20 protein-coding genes, 1 tRNA gene and 1 riboswitch are annotated in these 21,086 nt (G+C 34.2%); of the genes, 9 read left to right on the plus strand and 12 right to left on the minus strand.

Features of this window, described 5'->3' with window-relative positions; translation table 11 throughout:
- Nucleotides 1–10: 10 nt before the first annotated feature.
- Nucleotides 11–193: a YoaH family protein gene (locus C0T34_RS02525; RefSeq protein ID WP_069367593.1), complete on the minus strand. Its 183-nt coding sequence runs from the start codon at nucleotides 191–193 to the stop codon at nucleotides 11–13.
- Nucleotides 194–305: 112 nt separating this feature from the next.
- Here C0T34_RS02525 and pabB point away from each other — a divergent pair, with 112 nt between their 5' ends.
- From pabB to mntP, 4 genes are all read left to right on the plus strand, one after another.
- The gene (pabB, locus tag C0T34_RS02530; RefSeq protein ID WP_098942468.1) at nucleotides 306–1,691 is read left to right on the plus strand and encodes an aminodeoxychorismate synthase component 1; all 1,386 of its coding nucleotides are present in this window, start codon (nucleotides 306–308) and stop codon (nucleotides 1,689–1,691) included.
- Complete coding sequence (locus tag C0T34_RS02535) at nucleotides 1,678–2,241, plus strand: CoA pyrophosphatase (RefSeq protein ID WP_098942467.1); 564 nt, start codon at nucleotides 1,678–1,680, stop codon at nucleotides 2,239–2,241. The genes pabB and C0T34_RS02535 overlap by 14 nt, the downstream gene beginning before the upstream one ends.
- A 184-nt stretch (nucleotides 2,242–2,425) precedes the next feature.
- On the plus strand, nucleotides 2,426–3,787 hold the full coding sequence (locus tag C0T34_RS02540) for an L-serine ammonia-lyase (RefSeq protein ID WP_098942466.1): 1,362 nt from the start codon (nucleotides 2,426–2,428) through the stop codon (nucleotides 3,785–3,787).
- 508 nt (nucleotides 3,788–4,295) lie between these two features.
- Nucleotides 4,296–4,408: riboswitch (yybP-ykoY riboswitch) on the plus strand.
- Nucleotides 4,409–4,493: 85 nt separating this feature from the next.
- Nucleotides 4,494–5,081 (plus strand): manganese efflux pump MntP, encoded by a 588-nt coding sequence (gene mntP / locus C0T34_RS02545; RefSeq protein ID WP_098942465.1) that lies wholly within the window; start codon nucleotides 4,494–4,496, stop codon nucleotides 5,079–5,081.
- A 92-nt stretch (nucleotides 5,082–5,173) separates the two neighbouring features.
- Here mntP and rlmA read toward each other — a convergent pair whose 3' ends face one another.
- Together rlmA and psiE are read right to left on the minus strand one after the other, a co-directional pair.
- On the minus strand, nucleotides 5,174–5,989 hold the full coding sequence (gene rlmA / locus C0T34_RS02550) for a 23S rRNA (guanine(745)-N(1))-methyltransferase (protein ID WP_098942464.1): 816 nt from the start codon (nucleotides 5,987–5,989) through the stop codon (nucleotides 5,174–5,176).
- Between the two features lie 147 nt (nucleotides 5,990–6,136).
- The gene (gene psiE, locus C0T34_RS02555; RefSeq protein WP_023581865.1) at nucleotides 6,137–6,550 is read right to left on the minus strand and encodes a phosphate-starvation-inducible protein PsiE; all 414 of its coding nucleotides are present in this window, start codon (nucleotides 6,548–6,550) and stop codon (nucleotides 6,137–6,139) included.
- Between the two features lie 235 nt (nucleotides 6,551–6,785).
- On the opposite strand from psiE, the gene C0T34_RS02560 reads away from it, so the two are divergent.
- Together C0T34_RS02560 and C0T34_RS02565 are read left to right on the plus strand one after the other, a co-directional pair.
- Entirely contained in the window at nucleotides 6,786–7,232 is a 447-nt protein-coding gene (locus tag C0T34_RS02560; RefSeq protein ID WP_098942463.1) for a universal stress protein, read from the plus strand.
- A gap of 255 nt (nucleotides 7,233–7,487) precedes the next feature.
- The gene (locus tag C0T34_RS02565; protein WP_109849659.1) at nucleotides 7,488–8,072 is read left to right on the plus strand and encodes a GrpB family protein; all 585 of its coding nucleotides are present in this window, start codon (nucleotides 7,488–7,490) and stop codon (nucleotides 8,070–8,072) included.
- A 74-nt stretch (nucleotides 8,073–8,146) separates the two neighbouring features.
- Here the strand turns inward: C0T34_RS02565 and C0T34_RS02570 are convergent, their stop codons facing one another.
- The 3 genes from C0T34_RS02570 to cycA all read right to left on the minus strand — a co-directional run bounded on the left by C0T34_RS02570 (nucleotide 8,147) and on the right by cycA (nucleotide 11,318).
- Nucleotides 8,147–8,965: an MBL fold metallo-hydrolase gene (locus C0T34_RS02570; protein WP_098942461.1), complete on the minus strand. Its 819-nt coding sequence runs from the start codon at nucleotides 8,963–8,965 to the stop codon at nucleotides 8,147–8,149.
- Nucleotides 8,966–9,174: 209 nt separating this feature from the next.
- Nucleotides 9,175–9,612 carry a universal stress protein gene (locus C0T34_RS02575; protein ID WP_075674138.1) on the minus strand — a complete coding sequence of 146 codons (438 nt, stop codon included), beginning with the start codon at nucleotides 9,610–9,612 and terminating at the stop codon, nucleotides 9,175–9,177.
- Nucleotides 9,613–9,905: 293 nt separating this feature from the next.
- A complete protein-coding gene (gene cycA, locus C0T34_RS02580) occupies nucleotides 9,906–11,318 on the minus strand; it encodes a D-serine/D-alanine/glycine transporter (RefSeq protein WP_098942460.1) in 1,413 nt (470 codons plus the stop codon).
- A gap of 260 nt (nucleotides 11,319–11,578) precedes the next feature.
- Here cycA and C0T34_RS02585 point away from each other — a divergent pair.
- Nucleotides 11,579–11,654: transfer RNA gene (locus C0T34_RS02585), tRNA-Lys, on the plus strand.
- A gap of 238 nt (nucleotides 11,655–11,892) precedes the next feature.
- Here C0T34_RS02585 and C0T34_RS02590 read toward each other — a convergent pair.
- The 6 genes from C0T34_RS02590 to C0T34_RS02615 form a co-directional block, all read right to left on the minus strand.
- Complete coding sequence (locus C0T34_RS02590; protein WP_098942459.1) at nucleotides 11,893–12,582, minus strand: molecular chaperone; 690 nt, start codon at nucleotides 12,580–12,582, stop codon at nucleotides 11,893–11,895.
- A gap of 2 nt (nucleotides 12,583–12,584) precedes the next feature.
- On the minus strand, nucleotides 12,585–13,964 hold the full coding sequence (locus tag C0T34_RS02595) for a fimbrial protein (RefSeq protein ID WP_226892283.1): 1,380 nt from the start codon (nucleotides 13,962–13,964) through the stop codon (nucleotides 12,585–12,587).
- Entirely contained in the window at nucleotides 13,961–16,489 is a 2,529-nt protein-coding gene (locus C0T34_RS02600; protein WP_109849660.1) for a fimbria/pilus outer membrane usher protein, read from the minus strand. The genes C0T34_RS02595 and C0T34_RS02600 overlap by 4 nt, the downstream gene beginning before the upstream one ends.
- Before the next feature lie 16 nt (nucleotides 16,490–16,505).
- A complete protein-coding gene (locus tag C0T34_RS02605) occupies nucleotides 16,506–17,231 on the minus strand; it encodes a molecular chaperone (protein WP_109849661.1) in 726 nt (241 codons plus the stop codon).
- Between the two features lie 61 nt (nucleotides 17,232–17,292).
- Entirely contained in the window at nucleotides 17,293–17,823 is a 531-nt protein-coding gene (locus tag C0T34_RS02610; protein WP_075674142.1) for a fimbrial protein, read from the minus strand.
- A 651-nt stretch (nucleotides 17,824–18,474) separates the two neighbouring features.
- Entirely contained in the window at nucleotides 18,475–18,921 is a 447-nt protein-coding gene (locus C0T34_RS02615) for a DUF6386 family protein (protein WP_098942456.1), read from the minus strand.
- Between the two features lie 158 nt (nucleotides 18,922–19,079).
- Between C0T34_RS02615 and C0T34_RS02620 the strand changes: the two genes are divergently transcribed.
- The gene (locus C0T34_RS02620; RefSeq protein WP_109849662.1) at nucleotides 19,080–19,928 is read left to right on the plus strand and encodes a hypothetical protein; all 849 of its coding nucleotides are present in this window, start codon (nucleotides 19,080–19,082) and stop codon (nucleotides 19,926–19,928) included.
- A 227-nt stretch (nucleotides 19,929–20,155) separates the two neighbouring features.
- Nucleotides 20,156–20,986, plus strand: a complete 831-nt coding sequence (locus C0T34_RS02625; protein WP_098942454.1) for a hypothetical protein — start codon at nucleotides 20,156–20,158, stop codon at nucleotides 20,984–20,986.
- Nucleotides 20,987–21,086 lie beyond the last annotated feature (100 nt).

The raw sequence follows: 21,086 nt of genomic DNA on the forward strand, positions 1-21,086 counted from the left end.
AAAAATTGTTTTATTCATTCTCATCATCAAATACGATGGAAACAGATTCACGGGTTGTATGTTTCTCTCTTAATTCTTGGGCGACTAACTGAATTGCCTCTCCGCTGCTCATTCCCTCAGCCATAAGAGATTGAATTTTTTCTACTGCTTTTTGTTGCTCTTCATGTGTTAATGTAGGCATTCCTAGAAACATAATGTTACTCTTATCTTTATTAACGTCTATTTTGTATTTACATGAATGTAATCTTTTTGATTACAATTTAATGTGCGAATAATACAACACACTTTGTTTATATGGTCATAAGATGGATATGCAATTACAACAACGTGAATTAACTTATACCCCTGATCTAGCATTACGGGTATTTTCTCCTATTGCGTCATTGCCTTGGTCTAGTTTACTTCATTCTGGCTTTGCCGAACATCCTCATAACCGTTTTGATATTGTTGTCTCTGACCCGGCTGTAACTTTGGAAACGCGTAAGCAAACAACAACCATTAAAGAAAAAAATGGTGCAGTGAAACGTTCTAAAAAAGATCCCTTTACACTTATTCAATCTGCGTTAGAACAATTCAATTTCCACCCAGAGCATAATGAATCGTTGCCTTTCTTGGGAGGTGCTTTAGGTATTTGGAGTTATGACTTAGGCCGTCGTTTTGAAACTTTACCTGAAATAGCGAAAAATGAACTTAATTTCGCAGATATGGCGATTGGTATTTATGATTGGGCACTTATTGTTGATCACCATTTAAAAAAAGCCACTTTAATTAGCTATCACAATATTAATGAGCGTTTACAGTGGTTAGAAAACCAAGCATCCACATCTATTGATACTACATTTGCTTTAACAACTGATTGGCAATCAAACATTAGCAATGATGAATATAACGATAAAATTGCTAAAATTCATCAATACTTACTTTCGGGTGACTGCTATCAAGTTAATTTGGCTCAACGTTTTTGTGCGAATTATACAGGTAGCGAATGGGATGCGTTCTTAACATTGAATCAAGCTAATAAAGCGCCATTCTCTTCTTTTATGTGTTTACCCAACAATTTTGTGATTAGTGTTTCACCTGAACGTTTTATTCATTTAGCTGATAATAAAATAGAAACACGCCCAATAAAGGGAACGCTACCTCGTAAAGCATTGCCAGAAGAAGATGATGAACAAGCACAACAATTAGCAAATTCGCGTAAAGATCGCGCTGAAAATTTAATGATTGTTGATTTAATGCGTAATGATATTGGTAAAGTTGCAATAACAGGTTCAGTAAAAGTGCCAGAGTTATTTATTGTTGAGCGCTTCCCTGCAGTACATCATTTAGTCAGTACAATTACAGCACAGTTACCTTCTCATTTAGCAGCAACTGACTTATTAAGAGCAGCTTTCCCCGGAGGTTCTATCACTGGAGCACCAAAAATCAGAGCGATGGAGATCATTGAAGAACTTGAACCTCATCGTCGTCATGGATACTGTGGTGCAATTGGTTATATCAGTTTTTGTGGCACAATGGACACCAATATCAGCATCCGCACTTTATTGACTGAAAAAAATAAAATTTACTGCTGGGCAGGTGGTGGTATTGTTGCTGATAGCGTTGCTGACAAAGAGTACCAAGAAACATTCGATAAACTTGGGCAAATATTAACTGTTTTAAGTGAGTCTACTATCGATGACACCCATTGATACTTTTATCAATCGTTTTCAACTCACATTACCTGATGACAAGGTAAATCAACCTCTTCATGCCCAAAAATCGGCGGCCGTCTTGCTGCCGATTATCAATAAACCTAACCCAACATTATTATTAACTGAGCGTGCATCAACGTTACGCTCTCATGCAGGGCAAGTCGCGTTACCCGGCGGTAAACGTGACCCTGAGGATAGTAGCCTTATTGCAACTGCACTAAGGGAAGCACATGAAGAAGTGGCTATTCCACCCAATGCAGTATCCGTTATTGGTCAGTTAGCCCCTTTACAAAGTTCTAGCGGATATTTAGTCACTCCAATTGTGGGTGTTATTCCTGCAGGTTTACCATTACGCCATAATCCTGCTGAAGTCGCCTATATCTTTGAAATGCCACTAAGTCATGTACTTAATGCCCAACATTATCAACCATTAGATTTTCGTCATGCTGGTAAAAATCATCGTATCTACTTTTATCCCTATAATGGACGTCTTGTTTGGGGATTAACCGCTGCTATTTTACATAGACTCGCTTTACATATTACTTAATGCACTATTTTATATTCAGCCTGTGCTTTTTATCACCGCCTTCACAACTCTACTTAGCTATTTTAAAAAAATGTTGTAAACTACATCATTAACGGGACGATATAATCGTAAAAACGATCCCTTTACTATAAATAACTATATTTTATTCTTTTTAACCCTCTCTCTTATTATTAAGGAGTCTGACGTGATTAGCGTTTTCGACATGTTTAAAGTGGGCATCGGACCATCTAGCTCTCACACCGTAGGGCCAATGAAAGCGGGTAAAGAATTTGTCGATGATTTAGTCAGCCAGGAATTGATTGCGTCTGTCACTCGCGTAGCTGTTGATGTTTACGGCTCCTTGTCTTTGACAGGCAAAGGTCACCATACTGATATCGCAATTATCATGGGGTTAGCAGGTAACGCACCAGCTACTGTCGATATTGACAGCATTCCCGGTTTTATTCGTGAAGTTGAAGAAACTGGCAAGCTATCATTAGCAAACGGCCTAAAAGTGGTCGATTTCCCAGCAGAAAGTATGCATTTCAGTAATGATAATCTGTCATTACATGAAAATGGTATGACAATCCATGCTTTTGCAGGCGACAAAGAAGTCTATAGAAAAACTTACTACTCTATTGGTGGTGGTTTTATCGTTGATGAAGAAAATTTTGGTAAATCAACATTAAATAGCAAGCCAGTTTCATACCCTTATGCAAGTGCAGAAGAGTTATTAAGACACTGTAAAGAAACAGGTTTATCCATTTCTAGCTTAATGATGAAAAATGAGCTAGATCTGCATACTCAAGCAGAAATTAATGCTTATTTCGCTGATGTTTATAAAACAATGCAAGAGTGTATTGAACACGGTTTAAATACAGAAGGCGTATTACCGGGGCCATTACGCGTACCTCGTCGTGCAGCTGCATTAAATCGCTTATTAACATCAAGCAACAGCCTGTCAAACGATCCAATGAAAGTCGTTGATCTTATCAATATGTTTGCACTGGCAGTTAATGAAGAAAACGCAGCAGGTGGACGCGTGGTCACAGCACCAACAAATGGTGCATGTGGTATTGTTCCTGCGGTATTGGCTTATTACGATCGTTGCATCGAACCTGTTACACAAGAAACCTACTTACGTTATTTCTTAGCATCTGGTGCAATTGGTATTCTTTACAAAATGAATGCTTCTATTTCAGGTGCTGAAGTAGGTTGCCAAGGTGAAGTTGGCGTAGCTTGTTCAATGGCGGCTGCGGGTCTTGCTGAATTATTAGGTGGAAGCCCTGAACAAGTCTGTATTGCTGCTGAAATCGGTATGGAACACAATCTTGGTTTAACTTGTGACCCAGTTGCAGGTCAAGTTCAAGTTCCTTGTATTGAACGTAATGCTATTGCTTCAGTTAAAGCCGTTAATGCTGCACGTATGGCAATCCGTCGTACCAGTGAACCTCGTGTTTCTCTCGATAAAGTCATTGAAACCATGTATGAAACAGGTAAGGACATGAATGCTAAATACCGTGAAACATCACGCGGTGGTCTTGCAATCAAAGTCCAGTGTGACTAATTAGCATTATTTAGACGGAAAAAGCCATTCAAAATGAATGGCTTTTTTATTTTAGCTACTTTATTTTTAATCATCGCTTAACCCTTAGATAACTAAAGATAATAATCATAAAGTAACCATTTAAAATTAAGTCGTATATCTTTCTATAATTTAAAAATTTCTTATTTTTCTATATTAAACATAAGTATTAAATATACGTATTAAATATACGCATTAAATATAGGCTCATTTAGTATGCATTTAATTTTATAAATAATAAATCTTATAATTTTTAGGTGTATTTATTTCTATAAAAAAACTAATTTCTTATTATAAAAAGAATTAAAATCCATTGTTTATTATGTGGTTAATTATTCATCATATTGAAATTTATCATTTTTTTAACATCCGATTATTATTTACAATATATTTAAAACCGCCAAACTTAATAATGATAATTATTATCAATATCATCTTTGAAATATAATAAATAATATGTTGCCTTTCGAAAATAATATGTTATCTTCTGCACCAAGTCATTGGGGAGTAGCCTGTCTTAAAATAAAAAACATTATTTTAAGAAATCTGTATCAACATACTCGCTTATTTTCATTTAGCGTGGTGCAGATGCCGTAATACGGTTGGCAAGACCATAGACACATGATTGTACTTCTTTGGTTGGGGGTCAATTGTGTGTATATGGAAATACCCCAACCGAGGCTTTATTATGAGTTTCTACGCAACTATCATTCTCGCCCTTGCCCTTTCTATGGACGCATTTGCTGTTGCAGTCTGTAAAGGTGCCACATTACACAAACCTCGTTTTCGTGAAGCACTCCGCACTGGATTTATATTCGGTATTATTGAAGCCAGCACACCCGTTATTGGTTGGGCACTAGGTTTATATACTAGCCAATATATTATTCAATGGGATCACTGGGTTGCCTTTGGATTACTGTTTGTTCTTGGTAGCCGAATGATTTACCAAAGCTTAAAACGTGATGATGATTGCCCTTGTGAAGAAGATGCCCCACAACGCCACGGCTCACTGTCTTTAATCGCAACAGGTATTGCAACAAGCCTTGATGCAATGGCAATTGGTGTCGGTTTAGCGTTCCTTCAAGTCAATATTGTTCATACCGCAATGACGATTGGTATGATGACTATGATTATGGCAACTCTGGGTATGCTAATTGGCCGTTATATTGGTCCAGTACTTGGAAAAAAAGCAGAAATTATCGGTGGGATCGTATTAATTGCAATCGGCTTTAATATTGTCTTCGAACATTTAGAATTATTTATGTACGCCAAATAATCGCTAATAAAATATATTGGAAAGCTTAGGTTTGAAATATTACAACCTAAGCTTTTTTATTAATTTAATAAAATATTTTTAATTTCGCGTGATTAAGCATGACGTTGGTAAACACGAATTAAAAAATCGGTTTCACATTCAAAATTTTTATTTTCCGCTAATGACTGTTTTACTTCTTCACTTGCACGCCATGCAAATGGTGTCATTTGTAATAAATCAAAAGCCTGCTTGCCGTTTAAATTCATCATATAAGCAACTTGATGTTCAGATACTTTATTAAATCCATCAAAATATTCTTCTTTTAATGGATGAAGATGTACTTCTGAATAAATCAGTGCTTTTAACTGATAGAGATGACGAGGGGCTGGTGTAACAGTAATGATATAACCATTGTGCACAATAACTCTTGCTAACTCATCACTATTACAAGGGGCGTAAATACGCACAACCGCATTTAAAGAAGCATCACAAAAAGGTAAACGTTGACTTGAAGCTACACAAAAGTGAATTGATGAATAACGTTTAGCTGCATATTTAATCGCAACTTTAGAAACATCTAAACCATACACTTGCGGGTTATGTGATTTTAGATTTTGATAAAACTGATTGGTGTAATAGCCCTCACCACAACCAATATCCAATACAACACTGTTATCTTCAGGCAATAATGTTTGTATTAACTCAGCCACTTTATCTCGCATTGGCTGGTAAAAACCCGCATCTAAAAACTCACGGCGTGCGTTGATCATTTCAGCGCTATCACCAGGCTCTTTTGAGCGCTTAAATTGCACCGGTAACAGATTTACATACCCTTCTTTAGCACAATCGAACTGATGATTATTGTCACAGACCCAACTGTGAGCTTGAAGAGAAAGTGCCTGATAACATAATGGACATTGATAGGACATAGTAATATTTTTTGTGTAACCCAGAATAAAATTGGGAGAGATAATAACATACCTCTCCCAATATTGCGGAAAACCTTACTCTTTATTTTTAATCTTAAATCATGCTTTCTATGCTAAGTCACTTAACAGCCACAACTTATAGGCAAATCAAGTTCGTTTAAGTTTTTCAGTGTTAGCGATAAATAACGCAATAACTAACAGCAAAATTGCACCTGACTGAATTAGCGTATCAACAGAGTCTTTATGCTCAACAATAATTAAACGTACGATTGCCGTTATTCCAATATAAATAAAATATCTAAGAGGGAAATGTCCGCCAGATAAAAAATACTTAACAATAAGTGCAATAAACTCAAAATAAAGAAAGTAGATCAAAATACCTTCTAGCAATTGATAAGACGACTCTTCTGCACCTAAATTAAATAATAATGAAGCAATTACGTAAGTTTCTTTGATAAGAAAACTAACCAATACAATCGCTAAAATAAGTAATCCAATATTAAGTACCCACTGTAATATAGTGGCAATACATTTCAGTAAGTCTTCGCTTGATTTTCTCATATAAACTATAACCTAGTGGGATCATTCCATGATGTGTAAAAAATGATAAAAGGCCTATTAGGCAATTTGGCTAAATTTTAATGGATTTATGCATTCATCACACTATTTTTTATCTTTTAGAGCCAAAAAGCCAAGAATAATGATGCAATAATCGCAATATTTACTTTTAAATTTCAACTTGTAAGCCAATTTACTTATACTTAATTTAAGGGCTAATTTATTGAAAAGGCACACTATGGCTAACAAATACCTCGTTGCAATTGATTTATTAGAAGATAGCAGAATTCAGCGCATGATCGAAGATATTCACTTCCTAGCTAGGAAACCAGAAAATTATTTCCATTTCATTACAGTTATGCCTAATTTACGCTCTTTAGAAGCTTATGGGCTTAATTGTGATAGCACGTCTGTCGTTGAGAAAAAGCAACAAGCTTTAGTTCTATTAACTGAAAAATTAGAACAATGTGTAAAACAACAATTTAACTTACCCAAAGAACAATACCAATGTCATGCCGTTATTGGTACGCCTAATTACAATATTCTAGAATTAGCAGAAAAAATTGATGCAGATACCCTTATTATAGGTTCCAGCTCACGCAATAAACGCAATATATTGCTGGGTTCTACAGCAGATTATATAGTGAATAATACGTCACGTTCAGTAATGGTCATCCGCAAGTAAAATCACTCACCTTCTTTTCTTTTGGCAATAAATAATACTTGATTATTTATTGCCAAAAGAAGTCTGCAATTTTCTTCATTATAAATAGCACTAAATGTGCCTTAATTTTTTCATTTAAAAGAGCTAACTTGTTAGAATACAGACTAAAAAAATAAAATTTCAGGTCTTTTTTATCGCTATTTCTGCTTTTATTCTAATTTAATTCCAATACATTTATTTTCATTCTCTATCTTCCAAACCTTAAATTAGACACTTATGAATCAAGAACTAAAACAGAAAATCTGTACATTTGAAGAAGGTTCTCCTGATGAAAATCCGTGGATAAATGGAAAACCAACACCAAGTGTAATAAAGATTGAACCGTATAATAAATTATGGGTAACATTATTTAATCAACAAAAAGAAAATATTATCCAAAAATTAAAAGATAAATGTTTAGCCATTGAACATATTGGCTCAACAGCAGTACCTGAGTTAGATGCGAAACCAATCATTGATATTGACTTAATTGTTGCAGATCCCGCTGATGAACCCAGCTATATTCCTTGGTTAAATCAGTTAGGCTATAAACTTACAGTAAGAGAGCCTTCGTGGTATCAACATCGTATGTTGAAACTAGAAACACCTAAGGTGAATTTACATGTATTTGCGCCTAATTGTCCTGAACATCTTAGACATATTTTATTTAGAGATTGGTTAATTAACCATAAAGAAGATAGAGAGCTGTATATCGATGCAAAACTTAATGCAAAAGAAGATGTTGAAAACGTATATCAATATAATAAGAAAAAAGATCACGTTATAAAAGTTATTTATCAGCGAATTTTTGATTCACTTTAAGCAATCTATTCTCCTTTTTATTTCATATCCTCACACTATTCCTAAAGTGAGGATATAAATTTTATCGTTTGTTTTTATTCAAAAGATAAAGACTGCCCTGCATTAAAATCTTTCGCATTAAGATATTTTCGTCCTAATACACCAGTGCAATGGCATCCATAAACATCAATATTTGTATCTATGGCTTTTTTCGCACGCTGCAATGCTGATGGTGTTGCACAACGTAAATGCAACCCTCCTACAATCGCTTGAATTTGGTTATTTCCTGTTACTCTTTTCGCGTGTCCAATGATGGATTCAATACCCGAGTGACTACAACCTGTAATAATCACTAAGCCTTTCTTTCCTTGCCAAACAACAAAGCTATCATCAAGAACATAGTCATCTTCTTCACCTGATTCATGAATAATTACACCGTAGCGTTTATTCACTTGACGTTGGGTCACTTGTCCCGAATAAACAAAGTTATCTTCAATTGCTAACGGTGCTTGTGTTAATTCAAAAGAGAACTGTGCTTCAAGTTTTTTGCGATCAAATAAAGGCGTTAATCGCTTAAATTTAATATTTTTATTGCCTAAAAAAAGTGCTGAATAACGAACAGAAAATAGATGAGGATGAGCGATAATTCGTGGTTTATGAGTAAAAAAATCTACTGGCAAATGCGTAAGTCCACCAAAATGATCATAATGCCCATGAGACACAACAATTGTTTTCAATGTGGTTAAATCAATACCCATCTTTTTGGCATTTGAAATAAAAGTAAGGTCTTTTCCAGTATCAAAGAGAATTTTAGCTTGGCACTCATCATCTTCCAACAATAATGACAAACCAGGATAGTGGTTAAGTTCAGGATTAATTGATTTGTTTTCTAGCAATGCGGTGATCGTTAACATAGGGATTTTTTAATTATTATCAGGAGATAACTTATAGTAATTAAAAAAAGAATTTGTTCAAAATATAAAAGCTGTCTATCTGTGTGATTGCTTTACCTTTTGAGCCACATAATCGCTGTTACGCACAAACGGAACATAACAGCGATATCACTAAATCTGCAAATATTTTTATTTATCGTTTATAAGCACATTAGGCTTATCTTACTACTCTATTTTCTTACTACCATAACAGAACGTTTTGCATAACGTGTAATATCTGCGGCAGTTGAACCTATATGATATGAATCATCTTCTGGATTATGCGAACCAATCACAATTAAATCCGCATTCACTTCATCAGCAACCTGCAATATTGCATCTCTTGGTGTACCAATACAAATGTGAGTTTGCATTCTATCGTCAGGTAAATCAAAGCGTTCGATTATTTTTTTAAGTTCTTTTTCCGCAGACGTTTTTAAGCATCCTTGATCTAATTGATCACCATTCATAACAAGTCGATAATAAGAAGATTGTGGAAGTTTAGGAAGTACATACAAAAAGTGAACATAAGGATCTTCATTTTTTGCAATATTTTCCACTAACGGAATTGCTTTGTTCATCAGGTTATCTTCATCAATATCAATGGGAACCAAAATATTCTTATACATACCGTCTCCTTTTATTTTAATTGTAGGATAGTGTATTTTTAGAAAAATGCTGGATGTAGTTAACATATTTTAAAAATATTTTATTTCGGAAAAATAACGCCTATTTTTCACTCAAATTAATGATGATAATAAGTAAAAAAATGAAAATAAATATAAGCTTTATTCTTGATAATTTTTTATTTTAGATACTATTAATTATTTTATTAGTAATGACATTTTATTTTTAATAAAAAGCCTTATTAAATAATAAGGCTCTCTCGTTTTACTATGTAATCGATGTGGTCGTCGCTATGTTATTTTTGAACAGCGTTTTTCTGTTTGTTCTTCTTAACGTATTGATAACCAACTGCTAATGCAATAAACCACAGCGGAGTCACACTTAATGCTTGGCGAGTATCATGTTCAAAGGCTAATAGCACAGTCATAAATGCAAAAAATCCAAGACATAGCCACGACATAATAATCCCTAAAGGCATTTTATAAATAGACTTCTCATGCAATTGTGGACGTTTTTTACGATATGCCAAATAAGAGCATAAAATCATACTCCAAATAAACATAAATAATAACGCCGAGACTGTTGTTACTAAGGTAAATACGTGCATAACATCAGGAATAAAGTAAATTAATATAATTCCACATGACAGACATAAGCTAGTAAATAACAGTCCATTCGCAGGTACTGCACGCTTAGATAATTGACTAAACTGTTTTGGCGCTTCACCTTCTTTAGATAAACCAAATAACATTCGGCTTGTGGAAAATATCCCACTATTCGCAGAAGAAGCAGCGGCTGTTAATACAACAAAGTTTACTAAACTCGCTGCTGCAGGTATTCCTATCATAACAAATAGCTCAACGAATGGGCTTTTATCTGCCAAAATAGAACGCCACGGAGTTACCGACATAATAATGGCTAATGCTAATACGTAAAAAGTAATAATACGGATAGGAATAGCGTTAATAGCTTTTGGTAAGGATTTTTCTGGATTACGCGTTTCTGCAGCAGCGGTACCGACTAATTCAATCCCAACAAAAGCAAAAATAGCAATTTGGAATCCAGCAAAAAAACCACTTAGTCCTTTAGGGAACATTCCTCCATCATTCCAAATATTTTCTAGTGCGGCAGTGTGCCCTGCAGGAGATTCAAATCCAATACTGATAAGAACAATACCTACAATAATTAAAGAGACAATTGCGGTTATTTTTATCATGGAGAACCAGAATTCCATTTCCCCGAAGAGCTTGACTGTCGCTAAATTTAAAATAAGCAATGTCAGCACACAAATAAAGGATGTACCCCACTCAGGAAAATTAGGTGCCCAATAACTAATATAAGACGTTATAGCTACAATATCGGCAATACCCGTAATGACCCAGCAAAACCAATATGTCCAACCGACAAAGAAGCCAGCCCACGGCCCTAATAAATCACCAGCAAAATCACTAAATGACTTATATTCTAAATTCGATAATAACAGCTCGCCCATGGCTCTCATTACAAAGAACAAGACAAAGCCAATTATCATATAGACAAAAATAATTGATGGCCCAGCTAACGAAATGGTTTTCCCTGATCCCATAAATAGACCAGTACCGATAGCACCACCAATAGCAATTAATTGAATATGACGATTTGTTAGCCCACGCTGTAGAGTGGCATTTTTCACTCTAACGGGAGGAGAAATTTCTGTTTGATCTTCCATACAATACCTGAAGTGTTTTCATATTTTCGATGTTGTTTTCACCGCTATTTTATTTTTTGACGCGGTAATATGTTTGCGAAATTATTGTGACACAAATCTCAGTATAAGTAATGAAAAGATCACTTTTAGTAAAATGAATGATGCTTTGATAACCAGATAAGATCCTTTCTTTAATTTACTCGGCGATATTTTATCCATTTGAAAAAAAATCAAAATAAGCGCTTGACCAACGCATTTGAGAGGAGAATAATCAGCGCATCGGGTTGTTAGCTCAGTCGGTAGAGCAGTTGACTCTTAATCAATTGGTCGGGAGTTCGAGCCTCCCACGACCCACCAAATTTACGCTGAGAAATCAGGCAGATAAGCCACTTAGAGATAAGTGGCTTTTTTGTTTTTGGAATAAAACTGTCGCGAAAGTGTCACATTTATCTTAAGTTAAACACTCAAAATAATACGGCAATTAAAGAAAATAGCATCCGCTTATTTTTCATCCAAATTTACAATAAATAGAATCAATCAAAACAAACAATTAATCTAGTTTATCTAGATAATTCAATACAAACCGCCAGAAAGTCTATTTTATCTCTTTTTTATCTTTAAATTCCCCACCAAAATCATCTATCAAAACATAGTGAATGGTATTTATTCTACTATCCACTAGGTTGGTTTGCTGCTTGGAAAATGGCGCTATCATAGGAATAAGAATATTAGGGTCATTTTCACTTGATGCTGATTTAATGGTGACATAAAAAGGTGTCGGGTTTTCAATTGTTAACTGTTTATCTGATTTCGTAAAAATAAGAGCGCTACTGACATCGGAAATCGCCATAACTAAATCATCAGGGCGATAGAATACTTTTACTTGTAATCTAACGACGACATTAATTAAACCTTCATCATATTTTTTATTCGCTGGTTTAGGCATTATTTCATATAAATTCAGCCAATAAAGTGTCTCTTTCTCTTTATCTGTATTGGTAAATTTATTAATCACTCGTACCTGTTGTGATTCACTCGATTTTAATTGTAATACTGGTGGCAGTGATAAAGCGGAAACATCGGTTATGGTTTCTGGGGTATTTTCTGGGTTACCATCATCCACCCATGTTTGAACCACCACCGGAAACTCACCATCATTTTTTATATTTAATGATGCTTCTCTGTCCGAGTGATAAAGCACCACTCTTGAACCATCTAATGCTAAATTCGCTTTGGCGATAAACGAAAAACACAGTAACAGAATAAAAATACTGATCCTTTTCATATTTATTGCACCTGTATAATCACTTGTAATGTCGCATTAAATTTACCCGCAGTTATTTTCTCTCTCGGTAACGCTTCTAATGAGGCATATAATGTTTTAGTTAAATCAGCAATACCATTATTAAATGAGACCGAACTAGCATCATCATAAACAGGATACCAACCGTAGCCCTCACCTTGTCCTTCATTAGCTAATGTTGATAATAAATTTAATGCTACACCTGATGGGCGATATATTCTTACACCAACCCCTTTTGCCATACTTGAGTCAGTACCATAACCGTCTGTCACTAAATGGGTAATTGCAGCACCATTAGGTACTGTTAATCCTAATTCAATTGCCTTATTAACATTTGCAGGTCTGGGTAAAAATCCCATTGCAGTTTGTCCTGCCCCCGTCCCACTGGAAATATTGCTCATACCATCACTCGCCGGTGGTGTTAATTGGCAATAAAAATCAATCGTAATAGGTAAAGTCACTTTTTTACCACTTGCTAACTCATTAATAGTGACCAATGGAAATGAAACATAAGGCGTAACATTTCGCACAAAACAAGTGGATGCATTACGAATATAAATACGGCGAGACATGTTTACAGCCGCAGGCCAATAAGCATAAAAGCCATGATAGTTTGTCGCGTGATCTGAACCATCTTTTAATAAATAAGAGAAGTTAGAACTTTGAAAAGCGATATAACCTGCCGGTTGATTAATAAAAGTAATTAAGCCACTACTTGATTGTGCAGGTGGCATATCATTTGTTCTTTCATAGTTAATCTTAAATAACTCGACTTCCATATTAGAAAAGTTTTTTGCTTTTACTAAGATCCATCCTAAACTATCTCTTTCTAAATTATCTAAAGCGCGAGATTTCCAATAGCGACTATAATATTCGCCTGTAATGGTGTTTTTAATACGAATGCCTAACCCTCTTGCCAGACTAATATAAGTATCATTTAAGCCTAATGCTGGATTAACTAAATTTTTGCCACCATAGTTATAGTCGCCATTAGTTGAGTAAAACTCTCTTAATTTACCCTCTTCATCGGCGGTGCAACGAAATAATATTTGTTCAGGATCATAAACTTCATAACCAGCCTCAAAAAAAGAGACAAAGCCACTTGCCACTAATGTACCCGGAACTTGAAACTGGTCGTTATTGACATTAATTACTTTTGGCGTACTTCCCATTGAGCCAGAATCATCTCTTGCACCAGCCCAACTTTTCGCTGAACCTTTGCCGGGTTCGGTATAATACGAACTATTAGGATTCGTTGTTGTGGTTGTTATTTTATAACATGTTGCCAAAGCTAAAGAAGGAAATAGCATCAACGCCAATAAAATAGAGGACTGACAAGAAAGTAAACAACGATTTAATTTCATAAGCATTGACCTGATAATAAAATGAGTTTATCGGCTTCTTTCTCTTCTGGTATTGAGTAAGCAATTTGACAACTATCTTCATCTTTACCGACTGTCAGCGTCCCGTTTCTATTTTCAACCCTGACATAAATTTGGTTGCTTTGCCCCACCATACCAACAATATGTCTATCTTTATCATAAACATTTTCACCTAATGCCAATGAATTTGCAGGCTTAACCGAAATCAATACAGGGTATCCGACTTGGGTTTTAAAAACGATTTTGGTACTAGAACCTGAATATGGTGCTATTTGTTTAGTATTTTCCAATAGCTCAATATTATTATTTCTAATATTTTTCCCATCCAAACTAACATTATTATATTGGTAAGGGACAAGAGAAGGCACTATGGCATAACCAAAGGGATCTATACGTGCTCCCATACCATTACTCACACTCGCGCCACTTGCACCTTTTGCTTCTACTAAAGCAAAAGAATCACTAATACGAGGCCCTAACGTTACTCCCCCACTATGTGCAACTAACGCACCTTGAATACCAACACTACCTTGAGTGTAATGTTTACCACTAGAGATACTGCCTGATAACGTAGTAAAAGGAAGCTGTTTTATTAAATGCAAACCACTGCCTACCGCTCTATTTTGTGTGTCGTAATCTGCATTTACACTATAAGAAAGTGTTTTATCTTCTCCTAAAAGCCCTGATAAATTCGTTTGATAACTCGAATCATCACTAGAATGGCTAGAAGATAACGATAGCATTGGTGAATAATCAGAACGTCCTAATGGCATAGAAACAGATAACATCACCATATCTTCTGATATCGGATCCGTTGTTATTGGTGTGAAGGTATTATTCGCTGTCATTTGACCCGTTTTTTGGCGACTATAGGCAAGGCTATAAGCAATATCTTTATAGGTATTTGAATAACCAATTTGATACTGAGCATCATGCCCTTTATTACCATAATAGTTACTGATAGAGCCTGAAATATAAAGTTGCCCCCACTTATCAAGAGACTGATTAACACTAAGTGTAAACTGGCTTTCTTGGTTATAGCTGCTGGAATTCCATTCCATGTCATTGCTTGCACTTTTTCTTAACCCCAAGACATCATTATATTCGCGGAAATTCTCTGTTGAATATTTATAGCCTGCGAGTGTAATAACGGTATTTGTTGGGCTAAAAGTACGGCTATAACTAATACCTAAACGCCCACCTTGATAATTTTTGCCACCCACTTCAGCATTTGAAAATGCCGAATTAAAACCTATTGCCCCTAATTTTGTGGCAATAACAGAACCGACAAATACTGCCTGATACTGATGTCCTACACGCACCCCGGTATTTAATGTTACAGTGTTATTCATACCATATTGCAAGGCGACATCTGAAAAATAACTATTTTCTGAACCGAAATTATTCACTTCACCCGCAGTAAAGTTATATTTGAAACGACCTGCCCTTACTGACTCAGGTAATGCAGTGAATGGCACAGTGAAAGAAGAAACTTTGCCATTACTCTCGTTAATCTCGACTAATAAATCCCCTTCATAACTGGTTGGATAAAGGTCATCTATTTCAAATTGCCCTGGTGATACTGTCGTTTGATAAATTTCAATACCATTTTGTTTTATCACCACACGAGCCGTAGTCGTCGCAATTCCGCGAATAACAGGTGCATAACCTTTTTGAGAATCCGGTAACATTCTTTCATCAGACATTAATTGAATACCTTTAAATGCCAGACTTGAAAATTGTGCGCCTGTTGTATAAATATCGCCGACAACTAACATCGACTTTAATGTCAATAAAGGTTTTTGTAGATAAGTTCTTATCCAATTAAATTCACTATTACTTCCCGATTTCGATGAGTTATAAGAGTAAGACGCCTGTTGGCGAAATTGCCAAGTTCCCAGATTTACGCCCATGTTGATACTACCAAAACCATAGTCTGAAGTTTGTCCGTTCGATTTATTCTTATAGTAATTACCCGAATAATTGGTGAACAACATGGTGTTGCCTGCATCTAAATCGTCTTCATTAACATAGCCTTGTGGTCTTCGTTTTAATAAGATTTGAGGCACTGCAATCATTATTCTAAAGTTAGAAGCATCAAACGAATCTACAATGTTTTTATTGATCTGGTTTAATACTAAACATTGACCATTATCTTGGTTGATCTCGTTATCAAGCAAAATGCCCATTTCATCAATCTGTTGTTGATTAAAACACGGTATCACTTTACCTTTATCATTTAATTGAAAACTCACTGTTTTTCTTTCAAGAAAACGATTATTAATATAGATATCAACATCGTAATCACCAGGCTCCACATAATTACTATCATGAAGCTGATTAATGTTGATATTATTCTTGCTACCTAATAATAGAGAAGGATCAAATTCATAGTCATCTGCGAATGCAGAAGGCATTGATTGAATAAATAGAGAAAATGAGCCGATTATAAATACGACTTTTATTCTCTTATTTAATTGCGTTATGCTTTTTTCTATGAATTTCATTTCAATGCCATTTTTATTAATGAATTAAATCTGTTGCGCTGTTTTGCCCACCTAGATCATTAAGGTATTTATAGGTTATTTTATCGGGTGAAAATGAAAGTTTCCCTCCATTTTCAGCGGTTAATATTTCCGTTGATAATGGAGATACCATAGTTGATTTAAATGCAAATTTTTGTCCTGACGCATTAGTAGCTTCAAGTTGTACAAATGACACAAAGAAAGGTGAATCATTTTTGACTTTTATATTGCCATTGCTCTCTTTCGAGAATGATATTTGTTTCTCGATATTATTTAGCTGAGAGATAATCGCTGTTGGACGATAAAATATTTTTAATCGATGATGCACAATAACCGTAAAGCTATTTCCTTCTTTTATATCTTTATTCAAATCTTTAGGTGGAATTTGCGCCACATTTAAATAGAAAATAGATTCTTTATCTTGTGGTAAACCTTCACCCGTATAAATTAATCGTGCATCTCTCCCTGTTTTTGGGTCGATACGAAAGACAGGAGGCTGAATAATAAAAGGAGCATCTGCATTATCTGGAGTTGAATTAGGATTATCTTTATCCGCCCATATTTGCATAATGTAAGGAATTTCATCGTTATTCATAAACTTTAAAACTTCAAAGCGTGAATCTGAAGAATAGATAATGCGTGTTTTTAGCATTGTGACACTAGAATACGATGCTGTGCTATAACTTAAGAAAAATACGGCAATTAACATTATTATTTTTTTCATTACTTATCTTCCTCTTATATAAATAGAAATGTCTCCTTTATATAAAGGAGACATATAAGCATTATTGATAAGAGATAGAGTACTGCACGCTACCTTCTACTTTGCCTGCTGTTGCAACATCATCTGCGTAATAACGTACAGCATAATCATAAGATGCTGATTTTTCGTTTGCTTTTAACACTAAACCTTCGTTACCTACACCTGTTAAATCAATCTTGGTGCCTGTTTTTGCAGGATCAATAATTTCTAAGCTAACATTGTTATTTGCCGCAGTATTACCAATACGACCTTCTGTTGTCAGATTATTAGCAATAAAAATTGTTTTAATATTTGTATCTGTTGGTTTAGAACCAGTACAACCACTCACTGCGATAGTAAATGGTGTTTGGCCTGCTGTTTTACCCGCTGTATCTAATGCCGTTACGGGTACTGTTGGTAATAAAACAACTGGAAGTGCTGAATTACCATTAACAGTTACAGTACAAGTTTCATCAGAAACTTCACCTTGAAAACGAATGGTATTATCAGAAGCTGCATAAACTGTTGATGAAAAAATACCTGCGATCATCGCAGCAAGAAGCATTTTATTCATAATAAAACTCTCTCCGGTAATATATCTAAATAAGTTTATTTTTGGGTTTGAATAAATGAAAAGGCAGACACGAAATAATAATTGCTTAATAAGCTTATTTCATGTTTATTACGTGCTAATATTTAAGTATGCATGATTATCAACTTATTTACTCATAAAATGCAACTATCTTCATCGTATATAGAGGCTAATACGTATATATCTTTCGATTTTAAGTATATTCTTATAGTCAAAATACGACTATTACACATTTTTTAACAAAAAAACGTTAATTTTATTAGGATTAATATTAAAAATAACGTTAATTTGCCTTAAATTGATATTTGTCATTTTTAATAAAATAAGATCAATAAATTCATCAACCGCTTTTAAATTTACAAATGAAAAACTTTCCATTATTTATTTTATTACTATGGAATTATTTATATCACTATTTTCCTTCAGTGATATTCAAACTACATTAATCAATTAATATTTTATTAATTGATTAATTTTATTTATAACCATAACATTCGCTATATCATACTAAATATAACCAAAAATAATTTAATTTATATTTGTTAACTTGTTAATAAAGTACAAGAACGATATTTAAAATAACGGTATTTTTCACTTGTTATTATATTTTTATATTTCCATTTATATATTTCTTTAATCTAAACGTAAAACATTCTCAAATTTATTTGCTTTCGCTTTACTTGGAGTGATAGAAATAAAAACAATATTTGCTGCCTTTTTTAATGAAATCTCATAATTTCCTATTGGTAACGAGATAATATCACCGGCACGATATTGCGGATCATCTGGCTCTAAATCACCTCCAGTAGTGTCCTCTCCAGCACCAATAAAAACTTCACCCGATGGACAACTTATGTTTATTTTCACATCAGGCTCTTCAATGTTGTCGCATAGATTTATTGTGTAAAAGCCATCATTACCTAACCCAATAAATGCAATATTACCCTTGTTCATTTCCTCTAATTCATCATCTGGTATGCTCCACCAATCTGCTGTATCTGATTTTCTATGTCGGATCGCTTGTAAATCAAAAATAGCCAGAGTTGCTATATCAGTCATAAAAGAAAACACGTTTGACATCTTAATGCTCCCAAAAACAGTTCTGAACGTACCAAATTATTTTTTCTTTATATACCAGTTAATCATATAGGATTTTATCTATACAATTTAGCAAACTAATTCCCTATACTAGACCTATATTTTATGAATCAAAATGTAGCTTGAATACGTATATATACATGGACGGTCTTATGAAACTACAACTACTCCTTATCATCCTTTCCCTTTATGCGGTTTCCTCATTTTCAGCAATCGCGGCTTCAACTCAATGCTCCGATACTGAAAAACAAACCAATATCGCCAATAACAATATTATATTACTCACTTCTTATAACGGTCCTGTTAAATCAGTCGCGATGACAAGCACCATCCCCCACGACGGACGTTTTAAAGCACTAAAAGGCGAAATTCACTTTGATGAATGTGGAGAATTATTGAAAAATAGCACATCAATGCAGGAGTATCTTGAAGGCAATGTAGAAACTAATTTAATAAGGACATTACCGAATAACCCTTCTGTTATTCGATATCAATTTCAAGTAAAAAATACCTATGGCTCACATTCTATCTACATGCAAGAAACCTATCATAAAGATGAACAGAACCGGTTCAACAAAAAAGTCATTCAATATTACGCAGATGATGGCACTTTACTAGATACTATCACCAGCCAATTCGACTATAAAGATGGTCGCATTATCAAAGAAACTAGCAAATCATCTGATCCTACAACTGAGACTATCACAACAGAATACACCTACAATCCTCAAGGAAAACTACAATCCGTAATAGAAGACGGAAAAGTAAATGTAGAGTATCAGTATGATTCAGAAGGAAAAACTATCAAACAATCGAACTATATCAAGGGCATTAATGGAGAAGATAAAGCCTTTATCACGACTTGCCTTGAATGGGACAAATTTGCTAATTGTTCAAAAGAGGAGCTTGAGAGTACGATTAAATTTGATGATGATGTGGTGAATTTTAGTAAGGCCATGCTTCATAACGAGTTTATTTACTACGAATAATATTTATATTATATTTTTCGTATCAACTTTAAGTTAATAATATAAAAATCAGACCATCAAAAATAGACTGGTTTTTATATTTATTACATATCTTCTTATCTATGGTTAGATACTCCTTCGTGATACTTTCATTAAAAAACAATTTGTGTAAAACTACTTAAATCAATTAATGATGAATATGCTTTATAGCGTGTTCACTTTTAATAAAATTTAAGATGACTCATTATATGAAATTATCACTTCTTTTTATTTTTTCTTTATACACACTTTTTATTTCACTCCCAGCATTTGCAATGCCAGCATCTTGTGACAAATCACAAAAACAAGTGAACCAGTCTAATAATATGCCTGCCATGTTAGAGTTTTATTATGGGCCTATAAAATCCATCATCATCACTAGCACATTACCTGAAAAAGGTCGATTTAAAGCCTATAAAGGTGAAGTTCGATTTGATGAATGTGGCTCTCTCACTAAATTTGATTCTTCTACACAAGAATATATTCATGAGCGAATAGAAACAAATCTTGTAAGAATGTCAACACCTTACAATATTAAATATAAATACCAGCTGAAGAGTTTACACAAGATCTATACCCTCTATCTTCATGAAGTATATGGTAAAAACAATCAAAACCAGCTAATAGATAAAACCTCTCATTTCTATGATGGAGATGGATCACTTATAGGTACTGATTTTTCAAAAATTTTTTATGATGGCAGTAAGATTGCATCAGAAACAATAATTGAATCTAGCGCTAAAAATCAGGGAAGTACAATTTATTATTCTTATGATAATGAAGGCCGTCTCTTAAAAGCAATTGATAATAATGAAGTTATGTTAGAATTTAATTATGACGAAAATGGTAAAGTCTTACATCAAATGCAAATATTTACCAGTATGTATGACGACATAAGAGAATATGATAGTACTTGCCAAGAATGGGATAAATATAATAACTGCTTAACTTGGAATATGGTAAGTGAAGTTAGAAAAGATGATATAATAATCGATACAAGTACAGCAACTATATATAATAAATTCGAATATTATGAATAAGTTACTTATTATTAATAAAAATTATCTATTTTGAATTAATGATATTAAACAATAAAGGTCACTTTAAAAAAAAGTGACCTTTTATTTAGCTGATAGCTAT

The organism is Proteus sp. CA142267, assembly GCF_003336825.1.
GTDB classification, from domain to species: domain Bacteria; phylum Pseudomonadota; class Gammaproteobacteria; order Enterobacterales; family Enterobacteriaceae; genus Proteus; species Proteus terrae.

Coding starts and splice junctions, on each gene's coding strand:
- C0T34_RS02525 (WP_069367593.1), bottom strand. CDS start 193: ATGTTTCTAGGAATGCCTACATTAACACATGAAGAGCAACAAAAAGCA.
- pabB (WP_098942468.1), top strand. CDS start 306: ATGGATATGCAATTACAACAACGTGAATTAACTTATACCCCTGATCTA.
- C0T34_RS02535 (WP_098942467.1), top strand. CDS start 1,678: ATGACACCCATTGATACTTTTATCAATCGTTTTCAACTCACATTACCT.
- mntP (WP_098942465.1), top strand. CDS start 4,494: ATGAGTTTCTACGCAACTATCATTCTCGCCCTTGCCCTTTCTATGGAC.
- rlmA (WP_098942464.1), bottom strand. CDS start 5,989: ATGTCCTATCAATGTCCATTATGTTATCAGGCACTTTCTCTTCAAGCT.
- psiE (WP_023581865.1), bottom strand. CDS start 6,550: ATGAGAAAATCAAGCGAAGACTTACTGAAATGTATTGCCACTATATTA.
- C0T34_RS02560 (WP_098942463.1), top strand. CDS start 6,786: ATGGCTAACAAATACCTCGTTGCAATTGATTTATTAGAAGATAGCAGA.
- C0T34_RS02565 (WP_109849659.1), top strand. CDS start 7,488: ATGAATCAAGAACTAAAACAGAAAATCTGTACATTTGAAGAAGGTTCT.
- C0T34_RS02570 (WP_098942461.1), bottom strand. CDS start 8,965: ATGTTAACGATCACCGCATTGCTAGAAAACAAATCAATTAATCCTGAA.
- C0T34_RS02575 (WP_075674138.1), bottom strand. CDS start 9,612: ATGTATAAGAATATTTTGGTTCCCATTGATATTGATGAAGATAACCTG.
- cycA (WP_098942460.1), bottom strand. CDS start 11,318: ATGGAAGATCAAACAGAAATTTCTCCTCCCGTTAGAGTGAAAAATGCC.
- C0T34_RS02590 (WP_098942459.1), bottom strand. CDS start 12,582: ATGAAAAGGATCAGTATTTTTATTCTGTTACTGTGTTTTTCGTTTATC.
- C0T34_RS02595 (WP_226892283.1), bottom strand. CDS start 13,964: ATGAAATTAAATCGTTGTTTACTTTCTTGTCAGTCCTCTATTTTATTG.
- C0T34_RS02600 (WP_109849660.1), bottom strand. CDS start 16,489: ATGAAATTCATAGAAAAAAGCATAACGCAATTAAATAAGAGAATAAAA.
- C0T34_RS02605 (WP_109849661.1), bottom strand. CDS start 17,231: ATGAAAAAAATAATAATGTTAATTGCCGTATTTTTCTTAAGTTATAGC.
- C0T34_RS02610 (WP_075674142.1), bottom strand. CDS start 17,823: ATGAATAAAATGCTTCTTGCTGCGATGATCGCAGGTATTTTTTCATCA.
- C0T34_RS02615 (WP_098942456.1), bottom strand. CDS start 18,921: ATGTCAAACGTGTTTTCTTTTATGACTGATATAGCAACTCTGGCTATT.
- C0T34_RS02620 (WP_109849662.1), top strand. CDS start 19,080: ATGGACGGTCTTATGAAACTACAACTACTCCTTATCATCCTTTCCCTT.
- C0T34_RS02625 (WP_098942454.1), top strand. CDS start 20,156: ATGAAATTATCACTTCTTTTTATTTTTTCTTTATACACACTTTTTATT.